The following is a 15,583-nucleotide window of genomic DNA, read 5'->3' as shown; positions in this document are numbered from 1 at the left end:
CGAGCGTCGTGACAACGACCGTCCCGCGTTCAACCGTGACCGTCGTGACGAGCGCCCCTCCGGCGGCTTCCGCTCCGGTGGCAGCGACCGTCCGACCGGTCGTCGTGACGAGCGTCCCGCGGGCGGCTTCCGCACCGGTGGCGGCGACCGTCCGACCACCCACCGCGGTGGCACCGGCACGGGTACCGGCACCGGCACCTTCGGCCGCCGTGACGACAAGCCGCGCTGGAAGCGCAACGGCTGACCGAGGCTGAACAGGCCTCCTGGAACGACCGGAAGGGCCCGTACGACACCGAATCGGTGGCGTGCGGGCCCTTCCGCCTTTCCGCTCCCGGACCTGGCTTGAACGGGTTCGAAAGTGCCTACCGGGGCGGGTGAGGCCGACGGTAGGATCCGCTGCAGGCACCGGGGGTACGGCCAGGGGGGCTGGTCCACTCGTTCTCGAGTCGGCGGCGCGGTGCGCCGCGGTCTCCCCCGGCTTCTCGGATCCTGGGGAGGGACTCTCGTGGCTCGCTTCACGCGCGGCCGTACCGCTCTGACGTCTTTGGCCGTTCTCGCCGCCACCGTGGGTGTGATCCCCGGCGCGCAGGCGGTGCCGGCACCGGCGGTGGCCGCCGCCCCCGTACCCGCGCCGGCGGGCGGGGCTCCGGCCGCCCGGGCGGCGACGCCGTCCGTACCGTCCTGGGTCATCCCGCTGTACTTCGACGACACCGCGAGCGGAGTCCACCGGGCCTGCACCGGAATCGTGCTGTCCCTGACGAAGACGCTCGCCACCCCGGACTGCGTCACAGGCATGGACGAGCCGGACTTCACCTGGGAGTACGACCTGAAGACGGGCGGGCTCAGCAGCGGTGGCAACTACACGCTGTACCGCAGCCATCCGCGGTACGACGCGTCGACCCGCCGCGCGGCCCTCACGGTCACCACCCGCCGGACCCCGTCCGGCAGCGGGAAGCCCGCTCTGGCCTCGGCGTCCGACGCGAAGCTCTGGGCGCCCGGGGCGACGGCCGTCTTCCACTCCTGGGCCGGGCTCGACGTCGACGACGCGCCGCGCGTACGCCACAGCGAGCGGGTCACGGTGAAATCCACGGCGCAGTGCGCCTCGCTGCTGGGCCGCTTCCTGCCGACCGGGACGCTGTGCACGGTGCCCGCCCCCGGCGCCCCCACGGTGGCCGAGGCGGACCAGTGCTTCGGTGACGCGGGCGGTGCGCTGGTGGCGGGCGGCAAGCTCATCGCCGTATCGGCGACCGGCACGACCGGCTGTGTCCGGGGCGGGGTGCGGCTCTACACCCGTATCGCCTCCTACCGGCAGCTCATCGACGAGTGGACCAGGGACACCGACAGCGACTACCGCTCCGGCGGCAGTGTGCTGGGCGGCCAGAAGAACGGCCTGATCGACTTCTGCACGACGCTGGTCAACCGCAAGCTCGCGTGCACCCCCGACAGCGTGGGCTCGTTCGACGGCTACGGGTACGAGTCGTTCCTCCAGGCCGGGGACATGAACGGCGACGGCTTCGGTGATCTGCTGGCGCGTACGTCGGGCGGCACCCTCTACCGGATCCCCAGCACCGAGATGGAGCCCGCCGACTTCGAGCGCCGGGTGAAGCTGGGCACCGGCTGGAACGGTTACAACCTGCTGGCCGCCGTGCGTGACTTCTCCGGCGACGGGCGCAACGACGTCGTCGGCCGGGACAAGGCGGGCGTGCTGTGGCTCTTCCGCGGCACGAGCGACGGCAAGCTCGCCGCGCGCACCCGGATCAGCAGCGGCTGGAACCAGTACACGGTGCTGACGGGCCGCGGCGACCTCACCGGCGACGGCCGCTCGGACCTGGTCGCCCGGGACAAGGCGGGCGTGCTGTGGATGTACCGCGGCGACCCGAGGCGGGCGTACCCCGTCCGTACGAGGATCAGCGGCGGCTGGAACCAGTTCGACGCCATCGTGGCGAGCGGTGACATGGACCACGACGGACGCCAGGACATCCTGGCCCGTACGCCCGCCGGGGCCGTGTACCTCCACAACGCCGACCACAACGGCGGATTCAAGGCGCCGAGGAAGCTGGCGTCGACGAGCTGGAAGAACTACGTCCGGATCAGCTGACCCGGGAGATTCCGAACGGCGGTTCTCTGTACGGGAGTTCATTGATCACCGGTAGCCGTGGACGGCCGCCGTACCGGCCGGCCCGATGGCGCATGTCATGCCCCCAGTAGGGGAATCGCTGGGGGCATGACAAAAGAATCACCCGCGCCGCGCATGGGTTCACCCACCTCCGACGAGGAGCGACTGGCCGAGCTGGGCTACACCCAGGTGCTCGCCCGCCGCATGTCGGCCTTCTCCAACTACGCGGTCTCGTTCACGATCATCTCGGTGCTCTCCGGCTGTCTGACGCTGTACCTGTTCGGTATGAACACCGGCGGCCCCGTCCTCATCACCTGGGGCTGGGTCGGCGTCGGGCTGATGACGCTGTTCGTCGGCCTGGCGATGGCGGAGATCTGTTCGGCGTACCCGACGTCCGCCGGCCTGTACTTCTGGGCCCACCGCCTCGCCCCGCCGCGCTCGGCGGCCGCGTGGGCGTGGTTCGCCGGCTGGTTCAACGTGCTCGGCCAGGTCGCCGTCACCGCCGGGATCGACTTCGGGGCGGCGTCCTTCCTCGGGGCGTACCTGAACCTCCAGTTCGGCTTCGAGGTCACCCCCGGCCGTACGATCCTGCTCTTCGCCGCGATCCTGATCCTGCACGGGCTGCTGAACACCTTCGGTGTCGGCATCGTCGCGGTCCTCAACAACGTGAGCGTCTGGTGGCACGTCGTCGGTGTCGCCGTCATCGTCGGCGCGCTCACCTTCGTGCCGGACTCGCACCGGTCGGCGTCGTTCGTCTTCACCGAGTTCGTCAACAACACCGGCTGGGACAGCAGCTTCTACGTCGTGATGATCGGCCTGCTGATGGCCCAGTACACCTTCACCGGCTACGACGCCTCGGCCCACATGACCGAGGAGACCCACGACGCGGCCGTCGCGGGCCCGCGCGGCATCGTGCAGTCCATCTGGACCTCCTGGATCGCCGGCTTCGTGCTGCTGCTCGGCTTCACCTTCGCCATCCAGTCGTACGACGGCGCCCTGGCCTCCCCGACCGGCGCGCCGCCCGCCCAGATCCTGCTGGACGCGCTCGGAGCCACCACGGGCAAGCTCCTGCTGCTCGTCGTCATCGGGGCCCAGCTGTTCTGCGGCATGGCCTCGGTCACCGCCAACAGCCGCATGATCTACGCCTTCTCGCGCGACGGGGCCCTGCCCTTCTCCCGCCTCTGGCACACGGTCAGCCCGCGCACCAGGACCCCCGTCGCGGCGGTCTGGCTGGCCGCGCTCGGCGCCCTGGCCCTCGGCCTCCCCTACCTCATCAACGTCACCGCGTACGCGGCTGTGACCTCCATCGCGGTCATCGGCCTCTACATCGCCTACGTCATCCCCACCCTGCTCCGCCTGCTGCGCGGCGACGACTTCACCCCGGGCCCCTGGCACCTGGGCCGCTGGTCCCGCCCGATCGGCATCGTGGCGGTGGCCTGGGTCATGGTGATCACGGTGCTGTTCATGCTGCCCCAGGTATCCCCCGTCACCTGGGAAACCTTCAACTACGCCCCCCTGGCCGTCCTGGTGGTGCTGGGCTTCGCGGCGACCTGGTGGCTGGCATCCGCCCGCCACTGGTTCCTGAAGCCGGCCACCCCGGATCACAAGCGCACGAGCCCGGCCGAAACCCCGGACTGACTTGGCGCCCCCGGCACGACAGGGCCCGGCACCCGATACCCGATCGGCTGCCGGGCCGGGGAGGGCTATGCTTCGTGGGGTGATCCAGCAGGGGCCGTTAGCTCAATTGGTCAGAGCAGCGGACTTTTAATCCGTTGGTTGTGGGTTCGAGTCCCACACGGCCTACCTGGTGCAGGGCAGGGGTACCCCTTCTGACCTGCTGCTTAGCGCCTCGACCGGCTTCGGCCGGTCGGGGCGCTTCGTCGTTGCGGGGCTCTTGCGTGAGCGGACGGCCCGACTGCGGGTGCTACTGGCGCGGTTCTGCGGGGACCTGGGCGCCGGCCACACCCACGGGGCCGATCCACATAGAACACGGGTTCACCGCCGGCCGCAGTAGAGCCGGCAGTCGGGCCGTCCGTCCACGTATTGCCGTCGTCACTGTCTGCTGCGGCGGGCAGACCGCCGCGCGCGAACTCGGCGATGCCGGTATGACCCGAGGTGTCACGGCCAGTTCTATGAACACGGCTCGGTCCTCAAGATCACTCGCTCGGGACAACTGCCCTGGCCGAAGCCTGCTTGTCAGCGTCGGCGAAGAGGAGAGTGGGTTCGGCCAGGATGTCCCTGCCGGACTCGCTCTTGTAGATCTCATCGACGCTGCCGAAACGTGCTTCGGAGTAGTCGAGGTCGAGCAGGGCGGCTGCCTGGCGGACCGATGCCTCGTCGGGGCCCTCGATCTGTGCCCCCGCACCAGCTGTGCGGGGGCACCGGTGATCAGGCGGTGGCGACGTCCTGCGCCGTGATCGACGCCGGGACCTGAAGTCCGGGCAGGGCAGCGCGGATACCCGCTATCGCGGCCTCCAACAGGGCCTGCCGGTCGGCCGCACTCAGATCGCCGTACACCGGCTGGCCGGGCTCGATGCCGATCGAGATCACGGCCTTGTGCCGGTCCGGGTCCGAGCCCGAGTAGGGACGAAGCTCAGCGCTGACGGGAATGGACATGAGGCTCCTTGAATCGCCTCGCCGCAATGGCGAGCAGGGTCGGACGAGTTGCAGTACGGGAACGTATCGGCGGACGACGAGGTGCCCGTGGCCCTCGTCCACGCGGACAACCGTCTCCCCGGGGAGCGGGTGGTGGAAACGCTGCGGTCCGGTAGAGGGGCGACAAGCTCATGCGGCACCTGGTGCGCGGCCTCGCCCCGCGCCACGGCTTCTTCGACCTCGACGTCCACACGCTCTGGGCTTCTGGCCGCCCGCCCGAACCTGCTGCGCCCGGGCACCCCGGTCGGCCGCGATCTACGGCAGAGCCTCGGAACGGGCCGAGGGCGAGCGGCGCGGGGGACGGGGCCTGTCCGACCGCGGTGGAGGCTCCCTTCCGACGACGGCTCCGGCGAGACGCACATCGCGGCTCCGGGAGGCGCAGGTCAGCACCCATCGAGGTCATCTGTCCCATTGGCGGAGCGCGATGGGTTCCTAGCCGCCGGCCGCCGGCCGCCGGCCGCCGGCCGCTCCGGACTCTCGGCAATCGGCAGTTCGGAAGGGAGCGCGTGCTGCTGTAGCGCGGTCCGGAGCCGGGCCGGGCCTGCTGGAGCCCGCAATTCTCCAGACCCCGGTCGATGAGGCGCCCCAGGGGCAGAGCCCCGGCCCGGCCGCCCTCACCCGGCCTTTCACCAGGACAGCAGCCGTCGTTCCTTGGCCACGGCCACGGCGCCCGAGCGGGTGTCCACGCCGAGCTTGGCGTAGATGCGGCCCAGGTGGGTCTTCACGGTCGCCTCGCTGATGAAGAGCGCGCGGGCGATCTCCCGGTTGCCGAGGCCGCGTGCGAGCTGGCCCAGGATGTCGCGTTCGCGGTCGGTGAGGGTGGGACCGGCGGCTCCGCGCATGCGGTCCATGACGCGGCTGGCGACCGGTGGGGAGAGCGTCGTGCGGCCCTGGGCCGCGGCGTGGATCGCGGCGAAGAGCTCCTCGGGGCGTTCCGCCTTGAGGAGGTAGCCGGTGGCGCCCGCCTCGATGGCCCGGGTGATGTCCGCGTCCGTGTCGTAGGTGGTGAGGACCAGGACGTGCACGTCCGGGCCGGCGATCCGGCGGGTCGCCTCCACCCCGTCGATGCCGGGGCCGAGCTGAAGGTCCATCAGGACGACGTCCGGTCGCAGCCGGGCGGTGAGGGCGATCGCTTCCTCGCCGCTGCCCGCCTCTCCGACGACCTCGATGTCCGGCTCGCTGCCGAGCAGGGCGAGGAGTCCGGCGCGTACGACGGTGTGGTCGTCGCAGAGCAGGATGCGTACGGGCGTGGTCATGGCACGGGCTCCAGTGGGATCGCGGCGGTGAGTACGGTGCCCTCGCCCGGGGCCGACTCGATGGTGAGGGTGCCGCCGAGCTGGCGTACGCGGGCGCGTATGGCGGGCAGACCATGGCCGCGCACGCCGTCCGGGGCCCGCACGCCGTCCCGGGTCCGCACGCCGTCCGGGGCCCGCACGCCGTCCCGGGTCCGCACGCCGTCCGGGGCCCGCACGCCGTCCCGGGTCCGCACCCCGTCCGGGGCCCGCACGCCGTCCCGGGTCCGCACCCCGTCCGGGGCCCGCACGCCGTCTCCGGTCCGTTCGGTGGGGACGAAGCCGCGGCCGTCGTCGGCGATGTCCAGGACCACCTGGTCGTCGAGGTGGGTGAGGGTGAGGGCCGCGGTGGTGGCGTCCGCGTGCTCGCGTACGTTCGCCAGGGCGCCCTGCGCGATCCGCAGCAGCGCGGACTGGATCCGGTCGGGGAGCGGGCCGGAGGGGTCGCTGTCCTGGTGGAAGCGGATCCGGAGGGTGTCGGTCGTCTCGCGTTCGGACAGGGCGCGCAGCGCGTCGCCGAGGCTGCCGCCCCCGGCCAGGTCGGCGGGGGTGAGGTCGTGGACGAAGCGCCGGGCCTCGGCGAGGTTGTGCTCGGCGATGGACGCCGCGGAACGGACGTGGCGGCGGGCCGTCTCCGGGTCGGTGGCCCACAGCCGGTCCGCGGCCTGGAACAGCATCTGCTGGCTGGACAGGCCCTGGGCGAGGGTGTCGTGGATCTCCATGGAGAGCCGCTGGCGTTCCGCGAGGGCGCCCTCGCGGCGCTCCGTGGCGGCCAGCTCACGGCGGGTGCGGACGAGGTCGGTGATGACGGCCCGCAGCCGGACGGTCTGGCGCTGGGAGTGGAGGAAGACGGCGGTGGCGACGGCGGCGACGGCCGGGGGCGCGAACAACAGGTTCGGGTCGAAGCCGAACCGCAGGCGCAGTTGCACCTGAGCGGCCACCACGAAGACCGTGATCAGGGCGACGAGGAGGATCGCGGACCAGGTCCGCAGCGAACGCAGAGCGGTGTAGAAGAGCGGCACGGCACACCAGCCGAAACTGGGAGCGAGGACCACGAGGGTGAGCCAGGTCCCGATGACGGCTGCCAGCCACAGCCTGTTCGCGGCCGTGGGGCTCCCGGGGGCCGGGTCCTCCTTGGGGCCGAGCACCGGACCGAGGACGTACAGCAGGGCCAGGGCGACGGCGAGGGCGATGACCCAGGGGGTGCCGGTCGCACTGGGGTGACGGATCAGGAAGCGGGTCAGCGACGAACACAGGAGCACGAAGAACGCCACGTGCATCACGGTCGCGAGCCTGCGGGCGTCGGCGTCCGCCGCCTCGGTGCCGATGGCCGACCGGGTGTTCCCTCGCACCGCACACTCCTCGCCGGCCAGCCGATCCGCCTGAAGCCGTCGGGCCTGACGCCGTTCCGCCTGAGCAAGGCTATCCGGAGGTGGGCCATCCGCATCGACCGATCGGCTGACCCCCGTGTCATCCGTCGGGGATGCCGGAGCGAGCCTGTGGGCCGACAGGGAAGGGCCGGACCCGGACCCAGGATGGATGCGGGAGCGGGAACGCAGACCTCCCGAGCCGTTCGTGTCCATCCGAGGAGCCACCATGAAGAAGCTGTCCTTGCGCACCCGTGTCCTGACCGGTACCGCTGTCGCCGCCACGCTGGTGGCCGGCACCGTCGGCGCCGTGACCGCCAACGCGGCCGACCCGGCCGTGGCCCCCGCGGCCAAGGCCGGTACGGCGGGGAAGAACGTCACGCAGTCGACCCACCTGACGGTCGAGGCCGCCACCGAGGCCGCGCAGGCGGCCCTGGACGCCGCGAAGAAGGAGAACCAGCGGGTCTCGGTTGCCGTCGTCGACCGCAACGGCAACACCGTCGTCACGCTCCGCGGCGACGGTGCGGGCCCGCAGTCGCCCGAGTCCGCGGTGAAGAAGGCGTACACCGCCGTCTCCTGGAACGCGACCACCTCCGACCTGGTCGAGCGCCTGGAGCAGACCCCGAACCTGAAGGACATCCCCGGCACCCTCTTCCTCGGCGGCGGTGCCCCGATCCAGGCGAAGGGCGCCCCGATCGCCGGCATCGGCGTGGCCGGTGCGCCGAGCGGCGACCTCGACGAGAAGTTCGCGCAGGCCGGCGTCGCCTCGCTCACCAAGTAGGGAACCCCCTGTGCCCGGCGGAACCCGCCCCCGTACGGGTTCCGCCGCATTTCCCTTACGCACGCAGTGGAGGAACGCGATGCACCACCGCAATCGGCGACTTCTGGACGCCGCACGCAGGGGCGACGCCGCCGGGGTACGCATCGCGCTGGACGCGGGCGCCCCGGTGGACACCCGCGACGAGGAACTGCGCTCCCCGCTGCTCCTCGCCTCGCTCGGCGGCCACGTGGAGACCGCCCGGGTCCTGGTGGCGGCCGGGGCGGACCCCGACGCGCAGGACGCACGCCAGGACAGCGCGTGGCTGGTCACCGGCGTGACCGGTGACGTCGCCATGATGCGTGTCCTGCTGCCGGCGGGACCGGACCTGACGCTGCGCAACCGGTTCGGCGGGACCGCGCTGATCCCGGCGTGCGAGCGCGGTCACGTCGCCTACGTACGGGCCGTGCTGGCGGACACCGGCATGGCTGTCGACCACGTCAACGACCTCGGCTGGACGGCCCTGTTGGAGGCCGTGATCCTCGGTGACGGGGGCCGCCCGCACCAGGAGGTCGTCGAGCTGCTGCTCGCGGCCGGCGCCCGCCCCGGTCTTCCGGACGCCGACGGTGTCACGGCCCTGCGTCATGCCGAACGCCGAGGCTTCGACGTGATCGCGGCGCTGCTGAGGGCCGCGTGAAGGCCCGCGCGCTCGGGGCGTTCGCCGGTGCCCTGCTGATCGCCGGATGCTCCGTCGCCGGGCCGGCCGATCCCGCTCCGGCCACACCCCGGACGGACGGTGCCGCGCCCTCCGCCCCCGCGCGCACCCCGGACGGAACCCTCCTCATCGCCGACTTCGGGAGCGACACCGTCACGTTCGTCGACCCCCGGACCGGGCCCTTCGACTCGGTGAAGGTGGGCACGGCCCCGTACGGACTCGTCGTCGGCGCCGACGGCCGGGCCTGGGTCGCGACCGCCGAGGGCGTGGCCGTCGTGGACACCGCGTCGCGCGAGAGCCTCGGCAGGATTCCGTACGTCACGAGGACCGGACCCGTCACGACGGGCGAGTACCGGGGCGGCGGCATGGGCATCGCCCTGGCGCCGGACGGCACCCGGGTGTACGTCGGCGTCAACGTCCCCGGCGCGAACGGGACGTTGGAGGTCCTCGACACGGCGACCCGTACGGTCACGGACACCGTCCCCGTGGGCCGCCGCCCCTTCGACGTGGACGTGGCCCGTGACGGCGGCGAGGTCTACGCCACCGGCCACGACTCCTACGACGTGACGGCCGTACGCGCCGACACCCTCACCCCGCGCCGCCTGGAGGTCGCCCCCTACGGCACCGAGGGCGGTCTCGGCTCCTGGCTGAAGCCGCACTACGCGGTCGTGCGTGCCGACGGGAAGCTCCTGCTGCCCTTCGAGGGCGAGAAGCTGGCCGTCCTCGATCCGAGCGACGGCGGGGTCGACGTGGAGCCGATGACCGCCGACACCCACCAGCACGGCGTCGCGCTCACCCCCGACGGCACCCTGCTCGTCGTCGGCACGGGCCCCGTCGACGGTTCCGGCGAGGGCCCGTCGCTGACGATCCGCGGCCCCGGGGGACAGGAGCGTGTCGTGCCCCTCGACGGCCCCCACGAGGACGTCGCCGTGTCCGAGGACGGCGGCACCGCCTACGTCGGCGGAGGCTTCACCCGGGAAGGCTCGTGGGACGGCGTCACCGTCGTCGACCTGGACAGCGGCGGGACCCGACGGCTGCCCGCGGGCGTACGCCCCCTGGGGATCGCGGTCCTCTGAAGCGGTCCCCGCGGCGGGGCTCCCCGGATCCCCGGCCCGGGATCCCGGAACGCGAGGCCTAGTCGAGACCTTCCGCCCGGAGCGCGTACATCAGGAGGAAGGTGCGGTAGGTCTCCGCGGACACGTCCATGCAGATGTCCGGCCGGACGGTGGCGGTCGACGTGTTGTCGAGGGCCCTCCGGCAGGCCGCTTCGGTCTCGGCCTCCGACGGGATGCTCGAGAGGAACGCGGCGATCAGCAGGACCACTGCGAGGACGACCACGCCGATACGGATGCGCATGGTCCCCCAACGACCGTGCGACCGGGAGGGTCACGACGCGGGGTCACGACGTGCCGATCACCACGGGCCGGGTCACGAGGTGCCGATCACGACGTGCCGCTTCACCACGGGCCGATCACCTCCGGGCCGGACGCCACGGGCGGCCGGCCCGGCCGTCACTCGGGTTCGTCGGTCAGCGGCGGCAGGTCGGGCTCGATGAACAGCCCGGCGTACTGCGGAGTCGGGAGCGGTGCCGCCGCACCCGTGTCCGCGGACGCGGCAGCGGCCGAGCTGTCGGAGTGCCGGTGCGTCGTGCGTGCGGGCATGTCGGTCATGGAGTGTCCTGTACGTAGGTGTGCGGTGAGAGCCCGTGACCGAGTCGTCGGCGCGAAGAGCCGGACTGGGTCCCGACCGGTACGGCGACGAGGTGCCGCTACCGGTGCCGCACCGCTCCGGGGGCGTCCGGATCATTGCGGTGCATGCAGACTGTAACCCTCGGAGCACAGCTTTCCCCCGGTATTGCGGCGCCCGGCGCCACGGTCAGTGCGGCGGGGCGGGCTCGATGTTCTGGTTTGCGTGGAAGAGGTTGTGCGGGTCGTAGGTCCGCTTGATCTCCGCGAGCCGGTCGTAATGGCCCCGGTAGGTGGCCCTGACCCGCTCCTGGGACTCCTCGGCGCCGATGAAGTTCACGTACGCGCCGCCCATCGAGTAGGGCTGCAGCGCGTCCCGGTAACTCACGGCCCACCGCCGGAGCGCCTGCGCGTTCGCCGGGTCGGGGTCGATGCCCGCGATGACTCCGGACCAGACGGCGTCACGGTACGCCCAGGCGGTGTCGTCCGGCCCGACGCGGCCCGCCGCGCCGTCGACCGGGTACAGGTGCATGGTCGACAGATCGCTGGGGAGGTTCTCCGCGTACGAGGCGTGCACGTCGACGGCCTCGTCGGTGACCCGGTCGAAGAACGCGCCGCGCCAGTACCACTGCAGCCCGGTGGGGATCAGCTCGTCGAACATGGTCTGCAGGGCCGGGTAGGGCATCGGTGCCGTGAAGTGGAAGGCGGGCGGACCCGGTTCGGCCACCGCGGCGAGGGTGTCGCCCAGGGCCTCCGGGCCGGCCGTCGAGGACCAGACGACGCCGCACACCTTGCGGCCGTGGAGCTCCTCGGGGAACGGCGGGGCGGGCGGCACGGTCATCGAGGCGAAGAAGCCGTACAGGTCGTCCGGAGCCTGCGGCAGGAAGTCGCGGTACCAGCGCAGTACGTCCTGGAAGAGGTCCAGCGGCCACACGGTGATGCCGGCACCGACGGTGTCCACGGGGTGCAGCTCGAAGTCGAAGGAGGTGACGACGCCGAAGTTGCCGCCGCCGCCGCGCAGCGCCCAGAACAGGTCGGCGTTCTCGCTCGCGTTCGTCGTGACGAAACCGCCGTCGGCCAGCACCACGTCCGCGGACACCAGGTTGTCGATGGTGAGGCCGTACTTGCGGGTGAGGTAGCCGTGCCCGCCGCCGAGCGTGAGACCGCCGACGCCGGTCGTGGACATGATTCCCGCCGGGGTGGCGAGACCGAAGGCGTGGGAGGCGTGGTCGAGGTCGCCCAGCTTCGCACCCCCGTCGACCTGGGCGGTCTGGGTGGCCGGGTCGACGCGTACGCCGCGCATCGGCGAGAGGTCGATCGTCACGGCGTCGTCGGCGAGGCAGAGGCCGGGCCCGCTGTGCCCCCCGCCCATGACCGCGGCCTCCAGGCCGTGCTCACGGACGAAGTCCACGGCGGCCATGACGTCCGCGGTGTCGTGGCAGCGGACCACGGCGGCAGGCCTCTTGTCGATCATGGCGTTGTAGATCGTGCGGGCCTGTGCGTACTCCGGGTCCTGGGGGCCGATGACCGGGCCCCGCAGCTCGGTCCGCATCGTTTCGAGTGTGGTGCCGTCCATGACGGTCTCCTTGCCGAAGCGCGTGCCGCAGCGCGCCCGGACTCCTCTGCCCCCATGGCGTCGGGTGGAACGGTTGCTTGCGCCGATGACCGGCACCGGTGGGTGCCGCAGACGGGACCGGACACCGAAGGGCTGGGTACTCCAAGCGTCCCGCCGCTCCGGGAGCCTCGCAAGAGATGCGGTGGGCGGGACGGGAAGGGTGCCCCGGGGTGGGGCCGCCCGCGCGGCGACTGCCGCGACCGGGGCGGGCCCGGGGCGGGCCGCGGTCAGGCCTTCTGCGCGGCCTCGGGCCCGGTGTTCTCCGCGGGAGCGGGGGCCTCGGGTGCCGCCGTGGCCGACGAGGCGTCCGACCGCGTCCTGCGCAGGTGGATCATCAGCCCGACGAACCCGGCCATGAAACCGCTGAACAGGCCGGACAGGCCGTGGTTCAGCGCGTTGACCGAGGTGCTGTCCGGCATCCCGACGGCCAGGTAGTTGATGACGCCGCTGATCACCGCCCCCACCAGCCCGCCGAAGAGGCCACTGACGAGGGAGGCGCGTACCGGCGACTGCGCGGGCGGGGCGGGGGTGGGTCTGAGCGGTGTGGTCATCTTCGAGGGCCCTCCAGACAGGCTTCATGCAAGATCGGGGGGATGCGGCAACATCTTTGGGTAAAGCACCACCCATGGCAACTGTCCCTTCCATGCGCGGTGTTGATGGCTTCGATCCATGGGGTGGATGCCGGTCCGCAACGGGTGCGGGAGTGCCCTCGGCGGTAATTGGTCGAGGCGGCCTCCGTGATGCCGTAGAGTTGCAATCACAACGACGCGGGGTGGAGCAGCTCGGTAGCTCGCTGGGCTCATAACCCAGAGGTCGCAGGTTCAAATCCTGTCCCCGCTACTGAAAGACAGAGGCCCGGATCCTTCCAAGGATCCGGGCCTCAGTCGTATGCCCGCGACCCGCCACCGCTTGACCTTGACGCAGCGTAAACATCTAGCGTTTCCGGCATGGAGTGGTCCATCCAGGAAATCGCCAGGCAAGCCGGTACGACGAGCCGAACGCTCAGGCACTACGGAGATCTCGGTCTCCTCGTGCCGAGCCGTACGGGCGCCAACGGCTACCGCTACTACGGCCAGGACGCCCTCGTCCGGCTGCAGCGCATCCTGCTGCTGCGGGAACTGGGGCTGTCGCTGCCCGCCATCAAGGACGTACTGGAGGGGCAGCGGGACACGTCCGCGGCGTTGCGGACCCATCTGCGCCTGCTGGAGCGGGAGCAGGAGCGCATCGGGCGGCAGATCGCGTCGGTGCGGACCACTCTCCACAGGACCGGGAAGGGAGAGGGACTCATGGCCCAGGAAGTGTTCGACGGCTTCGACCACACGGCGTACGAGCAGGAGGTCACCGAGCGCTGGGGCCGGGACGCCTACGAGAAGGGCGACCGGTGGTGGCGCGGGCTGAGCGCCGGGGAGCGCGCCGATTTCCAGGGCGTGCACGAGGCGATCGCGCGGGACTTCGGGGCTGCCAGGGAGGCCGGTCTGGACGCGGGCGGCGAGGAGGCACAGGACATCGCGCGGCGCCACTGCGCGTGGCTCTCGGGCACCACGACGGTCACCCGGTCGTACGTAACCGGCCTCGCCGAGATGTATGTCGCCGATCCGCGCTTCGGGAAGAACTACGATCGGTACGGAGACGGCACCGCCGTCTTCGTACGGGATGCACTGACGATCTACGCGCAGCACCGGCTCTCCAGCTGACCTCCGGGGGACGGACGGTGCGCCGGCGCGCTCCTCCCTTCGGCCGATGACGAGCCGCCGCACGGCGCGGCTCCGCGCGGTCCGGGTGGATCGCGGTACCGTCCGCAGCCGTGGGCGGACCGGGCAGGGGTGCACAGGTGGGGAAGTGGGACAGCCGACGGGCCGGAGCCGGTGGGGGTATCGGTGCCCGGCGGTTCGTGCGTGCGCTGCCGGCTCTGATGATCGCGGGCGGGATCGTCTTCGACCTGGTGACTCCGTCCGCCGTGACCGCCGTTCCGCTCTTCGCGGCGGCCCCGCTGATCGCCGCACCGTTCTTCTCGCTGGCCAGCACGGTCCGTACCGGTGTGGCCGCGGTCCTCGCCGTTCTCGTGATCCGGCTCTCGGCCGGTGTGATCACCGACGTCGTGCCGATCACCGATCTGCTCACGGTGATCACGGTCTCCGTGCTCGCCCTGGCCATCAACGGCGTCGTACGGCGCAGCAACGAGCAGCTCGCCTCGGCCCGGGTCATCGCGGAGACCGCGATGCGCGCGGTGCTGCCCACCCCGGACGACCGGATCGGCGGGCTGCTGGTCGCTGCGCGGTACGAGGCGGCGCAGGCGGACGAGTTCGTCGGCGGCGACCTGTACGCCGTCGCGGACACCCCGTACGGGGTGCGGCTGGTCGTCGGCGACGTCCGGGGCAAGGGGCTGGACGCGGTGGAGGCGGTGGCCGTGATGATCGGGGCCTTCCGCGAGGCGGCCGAGCAGGAGCTGTCCCTGGAGGGTGTCGCGCAGCGGCTGGAGCGGGCACTGGCGCGGGAAGGGAGCCGTCGGGGCGGGCTCGACTCCATGGAGGGGTTCGTCACCGCTGTGCTCGCCGAGATCCCGGCAGGTTCCGGCACGGTGCGGATCGTCAACCGCGGTCATCCCGAGCCGATCCTGCTGCACGCGGACGGGGCGCTCGAGGTGCTGGCGCCGACCGTGCCCGCGCTGCCCATCGGGATGGACCTGGGGGCGTGGCCGGACCGCTCGGACGAGTGGGAGCTGCCGGCCGGGTCGACGCTCCTGGCGTTCACGGACGGCCTCTCGGAGGCGCGGGACGCGGACGGGGCCTTCTACGACCCGGCCGCGCGGCTGCGCGGCCGGATCTTCCCCGGGCCCGACGAACTGCTCTCCGCGCTCACCGACGACGTACGCCTGCACACCGGCGGCCACTCGACCGACGACCTGGCGCTGCTCGCCGTCGGCCGGCCGGCGCGGGGGCAGCCGGAGCGGCGGACGACGGTGAAGATCGTGGGGCGGGCCGATGGATGACCTGTAGCGACCGTCCGTAGTCGAAGCGTGTCACTCCGCATAACATTTGACACACCGTCAGAAACGGATGGCCGAAACAGGAATACCCAACTCGTCCGTTTAGGGCCGTTTTCTGCACTGAAGTCCAGGCCGGAGTGACGAATGATCAGTAGGAACAGCTTGGAATCGGGCCCCCGAGTCTATTAACGTTCGATAACGCAGCGCGGTCCCAGTCGTCGCAAGAGGCGGCACCGTGCGCGAGCGCCGAATTCCGCAAGGGAACCGGGGAACCACCTACATGGGGTGAATCGGGCACCTGTGTCTCGTGAGAGACGAAGGAGCCCGTAGGAGACCTTCCTGCTCCGAACCCGTCAGCTAACCCGGTAGGCGATAAGGAAGGAAAGGAGTGCGCC

Annotated in this window: 14 protein-coding genes, 2 tRNA genes, 2 pseudogenes and 1 riboswitch; of the genes and pseudogenes, 10 read left to right on the top strand and 8 right to left on the bottom strand. The window is 71.7% G+C overall.

The window, feature by feature from the left end:
- From ACFWVP_RS12285 to ACFWVP_RS12270, 4 genes and pseudogenes are all read left to right on the top strand, one after another.
- Nucleotides 1–244, top strand: a pseudogene (locus ACFWVP_RS12285) (RNA helicase); the annotation flags it as partial.
- Between the two features lie 261 nt (nucleotides 245–505).
- The gene (locus tag ACFWVP_RS12280; RefSeq protein WP_384495931.1) at nucleotides 506–2,098 is read left to right on the top strand and encodes an FG-GAP-like repeat-containing protein; all 1,593 of its coding nucleotides are present in this window, start codon (nucleotides 506–508) and stop codon (nucleotides 2,096–2,098) included.
- A 153-nt stretch (nucleotides 2,099–2,251) separates the two neighbouring features.
- The gene (locus tag ACFWVP_RS12275; RefSeq protein ID WP_384495930.1) at nucleotides 2,252–3,754 is read left to right on the top strand and encodes an amino acid permease; all 1,503 of its coding nucleotides are present in this window, start codon (nucleotides 2,252–2,254) and stop codon (nucleotides 3,752–3,754) included.
- Between the two features lie 91 nt (nucleotides 3,755–3,845).
- Nucleotides 3,846–3,919: transfer RNA gene (locus ACFWVP_RS12270), tRNA-Lys, on the top strand.
- A 353-nt stretch (nucleotides 3,920–4,272) separates the two neighbouring features.
- Here ACFWVP_RS12270 and ACFWVP_RS12265 read toward each other — a convergent pair.
- From ACFWVP_RS12265 to ACFWVP_RS12250, 4 genes and pseudogenes are all read right to left on the bottom strand, one after another.
- Nucleotides 4,273–4,470, bottom strand: a pseudogene (locus tag ACFWVP_RS12265) (adenylyl cyclase); the annotation flags it as partial.
- Nucleotides 4,471–4,504: 34 nt separating this feature from the next.
- Nucleotides 4,505–4,732: a hypothetical protein gene (locus ACFWVP_RS12260; protein WP_384495928.1), complete on the bottom strand. Its 228-nt coding sequence runs from the start codon at nucleotides 4,730–4,732 to the stop codon at nucleotides 4,505–4,507.
- Nucleotides 4,733–5,397: 665 nt separating this feature from the next.
- Nucleotides 5,398–6,027, bottom strand: coding sequence for a response regulator (locus ACFWVP_RS12255; protein WP_384495926.1), 630 nt, complete (start codon nucleotides 6,025–6,027; stop codon nucleotides 5,398–5,400).
- Nucleotides 6,024–7,343 carry a histidine kinase gene (locus ACFWVP_RS12250; protein ID WP_384496201.1) on the bottom strand — a complete coding sequence of 440 codons (1,320 nt, stop codon included), beginning with the start codon at nucleotides 7,341–7,343 and terminating at the stop codon, nucleotides 6,024–6,026. Before ACFWVP_RS12250 ends, ACFWVP_RS12255 begins: the two co-directional genes overlap by 4 nt.
- 316 nt (nucleotides 7,344–7,659) lie before the next feature.
- Here ACFWVP_RS12250 and ACFWVP_RS12245 point away from each other — a divergent pair, with 316 nt between their 5' ends.
- The 3 genes from ACFWVP_RS12245 to ACFWVP_RS12235 all read left to right on the top strand — a co-directional run bounded on the left by ACFWVP_RS12245 (nucleotide 7,660) and on the right by ACFWVP_RS12235 (nucleotide 9,978).
- Nucleotides 7,660–8,211 carry a heme-binding protein gene (locus ACFWVP_RS12245; RefSeq protein WP_384495924.1) on the top strand — a complete coding sequence of 184 codons (552 nt, stop codon included), beginning with the start codon at nucleotides 7,660–7,662 and terminating at the stop codon, nucleotides 8,209–8,211.
- 79 nt (nucleotides 8,212–8,290) lie between these two features.
- Entirely contained in the window at nucleotides 8,291–8,884 is a 594-nt protein-coding gene (locus tag ACFWVP_RS12240; RefSeq protein WP_384495922.1) for an ankyrin repeat domain-containing protein, read from the top strand.
- A gap of 35 nt (nucleotides 8,885–8,919) precedes the next feature.
- A complete protein-coding gene (locus ACFWVP_RS12235; RefSeq protein WP_384496199.1) occupies nucleotides 8,920–9,978 on the top strand; it encodes a hypothetical protein in 1,059 nt (352 codons plus the stop codon).
- A gap of 58 nt (nucleotides 9,979–10,036) precedes the next feature.
- On the opposite strand, the gene ACFWVP_RS12230 is transcribed toward ACFWVP_RS12235, so the two are convergent.
- The 4 genes from ACFWVP_RS12230 to ACFWVP_RS12215 all read right to left on the bottom strand — a co-directional run bounded on the left by ACFWVP_RS12230 (nucleotide 10,037) and on the right by ACFWVP_RS12215 (nucleotide 12,753).
- Nucleotides 10,037–10,258: a hypothetical protein gene (locus tag ACFWVP_RS12230; protein ID WP_384495920.1), complete on the bottom strand. Its 222-nt coding sequence runs from the start codon at nucleotides 10,256–10,258 to the stop codon at nucleotides 10,037–10,039.
- 155 nt (nucleotides 10,259–10,413) lie between these two features.
- Nucleotides 10,414–10,572: a hypothetical protein gene (locus ACFWVP_RS12225; protein WP_384495918.1), complete on the bottom strand. Its 159-nt coding sequence runs from the start codon at nucleotides 10,570–10,572 to the stop codon at nucleotides 10,414–10,416.
- A gap of 205 nt (nucleotides 10,573–10,777) precedes the next feature.
- The gene (locus tag ACFWVP_RS12220) at nucleotides 10,778–12,163 is read right to left on the bottom strand and encodes an FAD-binding oxidoreductase (protein WP_384495916.1); all 1,386 of its coding nucleotides are present in this window, start codon (nucleotides 12,161–12,163) and stop codon (nucleotides 10,778–10,780) included.
- Nucleotides 12,164–12,429: 266 nt separating this feature from the next.
- Nucleotides 12,430–12,753: a hypothetical protein gene (locus ACFWVP_RS12215; protein WP_384495914.1), complete on the bottom strand. Its 324-nt coding sequence runs from the start codon at nucleotides 12,751–12,753 to the stop codon at nucleotides 12,430–12,432.
- A 215-nt stretch (nucleotides 12,754–12,968) separates the two neighbouring features.
- Between ACFWVP_RS12215 and ACFWVP_RS12210 the strand changes: the two genes are divergently transcribed.
- The 3 genes from ACFWVP_RS12210 (at nucleotide 12,969) to ACFWVP_RS12200 (ending at nucleotide 15,191) form a co-directional block, all read left to right on the top strand.
- Nucleotides 12,969–13,042 (top strand) — tRNA-Met (locus ACFWVP_RS12210).
- 107 nt (nucleotides 13,043–13,149) lie between these two features.
- On the top strand, nucleotides 13,150–13,896 hold the full coding sequence (locus ACFWVP_RS12205; RefSeq protein WP_384495913.1) for a MerR family transcriptional regulator: 747 nt from the start codon (nucleotides 13,150–13,152) through the stop codon (nucleotides 13,894–13,896).
- A 137-nt stretch (nucleotides 13,897–14,033) separates the two neighbouring features.
- Entirely contained in the window at nucleotides 14,034–15,191 is a 1,158-nt protein-coding gene (locus ACFWVP_RS12200) for a PP2C family protein-serine/threonine phosphatase (RefSeq protein ID WP_384495911.1), read from the top strand.
- Nucleotides 15,192–15,422: 231 nt separating this feature from the next.
- Nucleotides 15,423–15,575: riboswitch (cyclic di-AMP (ydaO/yuaA leader) on the top strand.
- Nucleotides 15,576–15,583 lie beyond the last annotated feature (8 nt).

Origin of the sequence: Streptomyces sp. NPDC058637 (assembly GCF_042717325.1) — a bacterium.
Taxonomy (GTDB): Bacteria; Actinomycetota; Actinomycetes; order Streptomycetales; family Streptomycetaceae; genus Streptomyces.
Note: the sequence above shows the minus strand (reverse complement) of the source record. Positions and strands in the feature narration are given on the sequence as shown.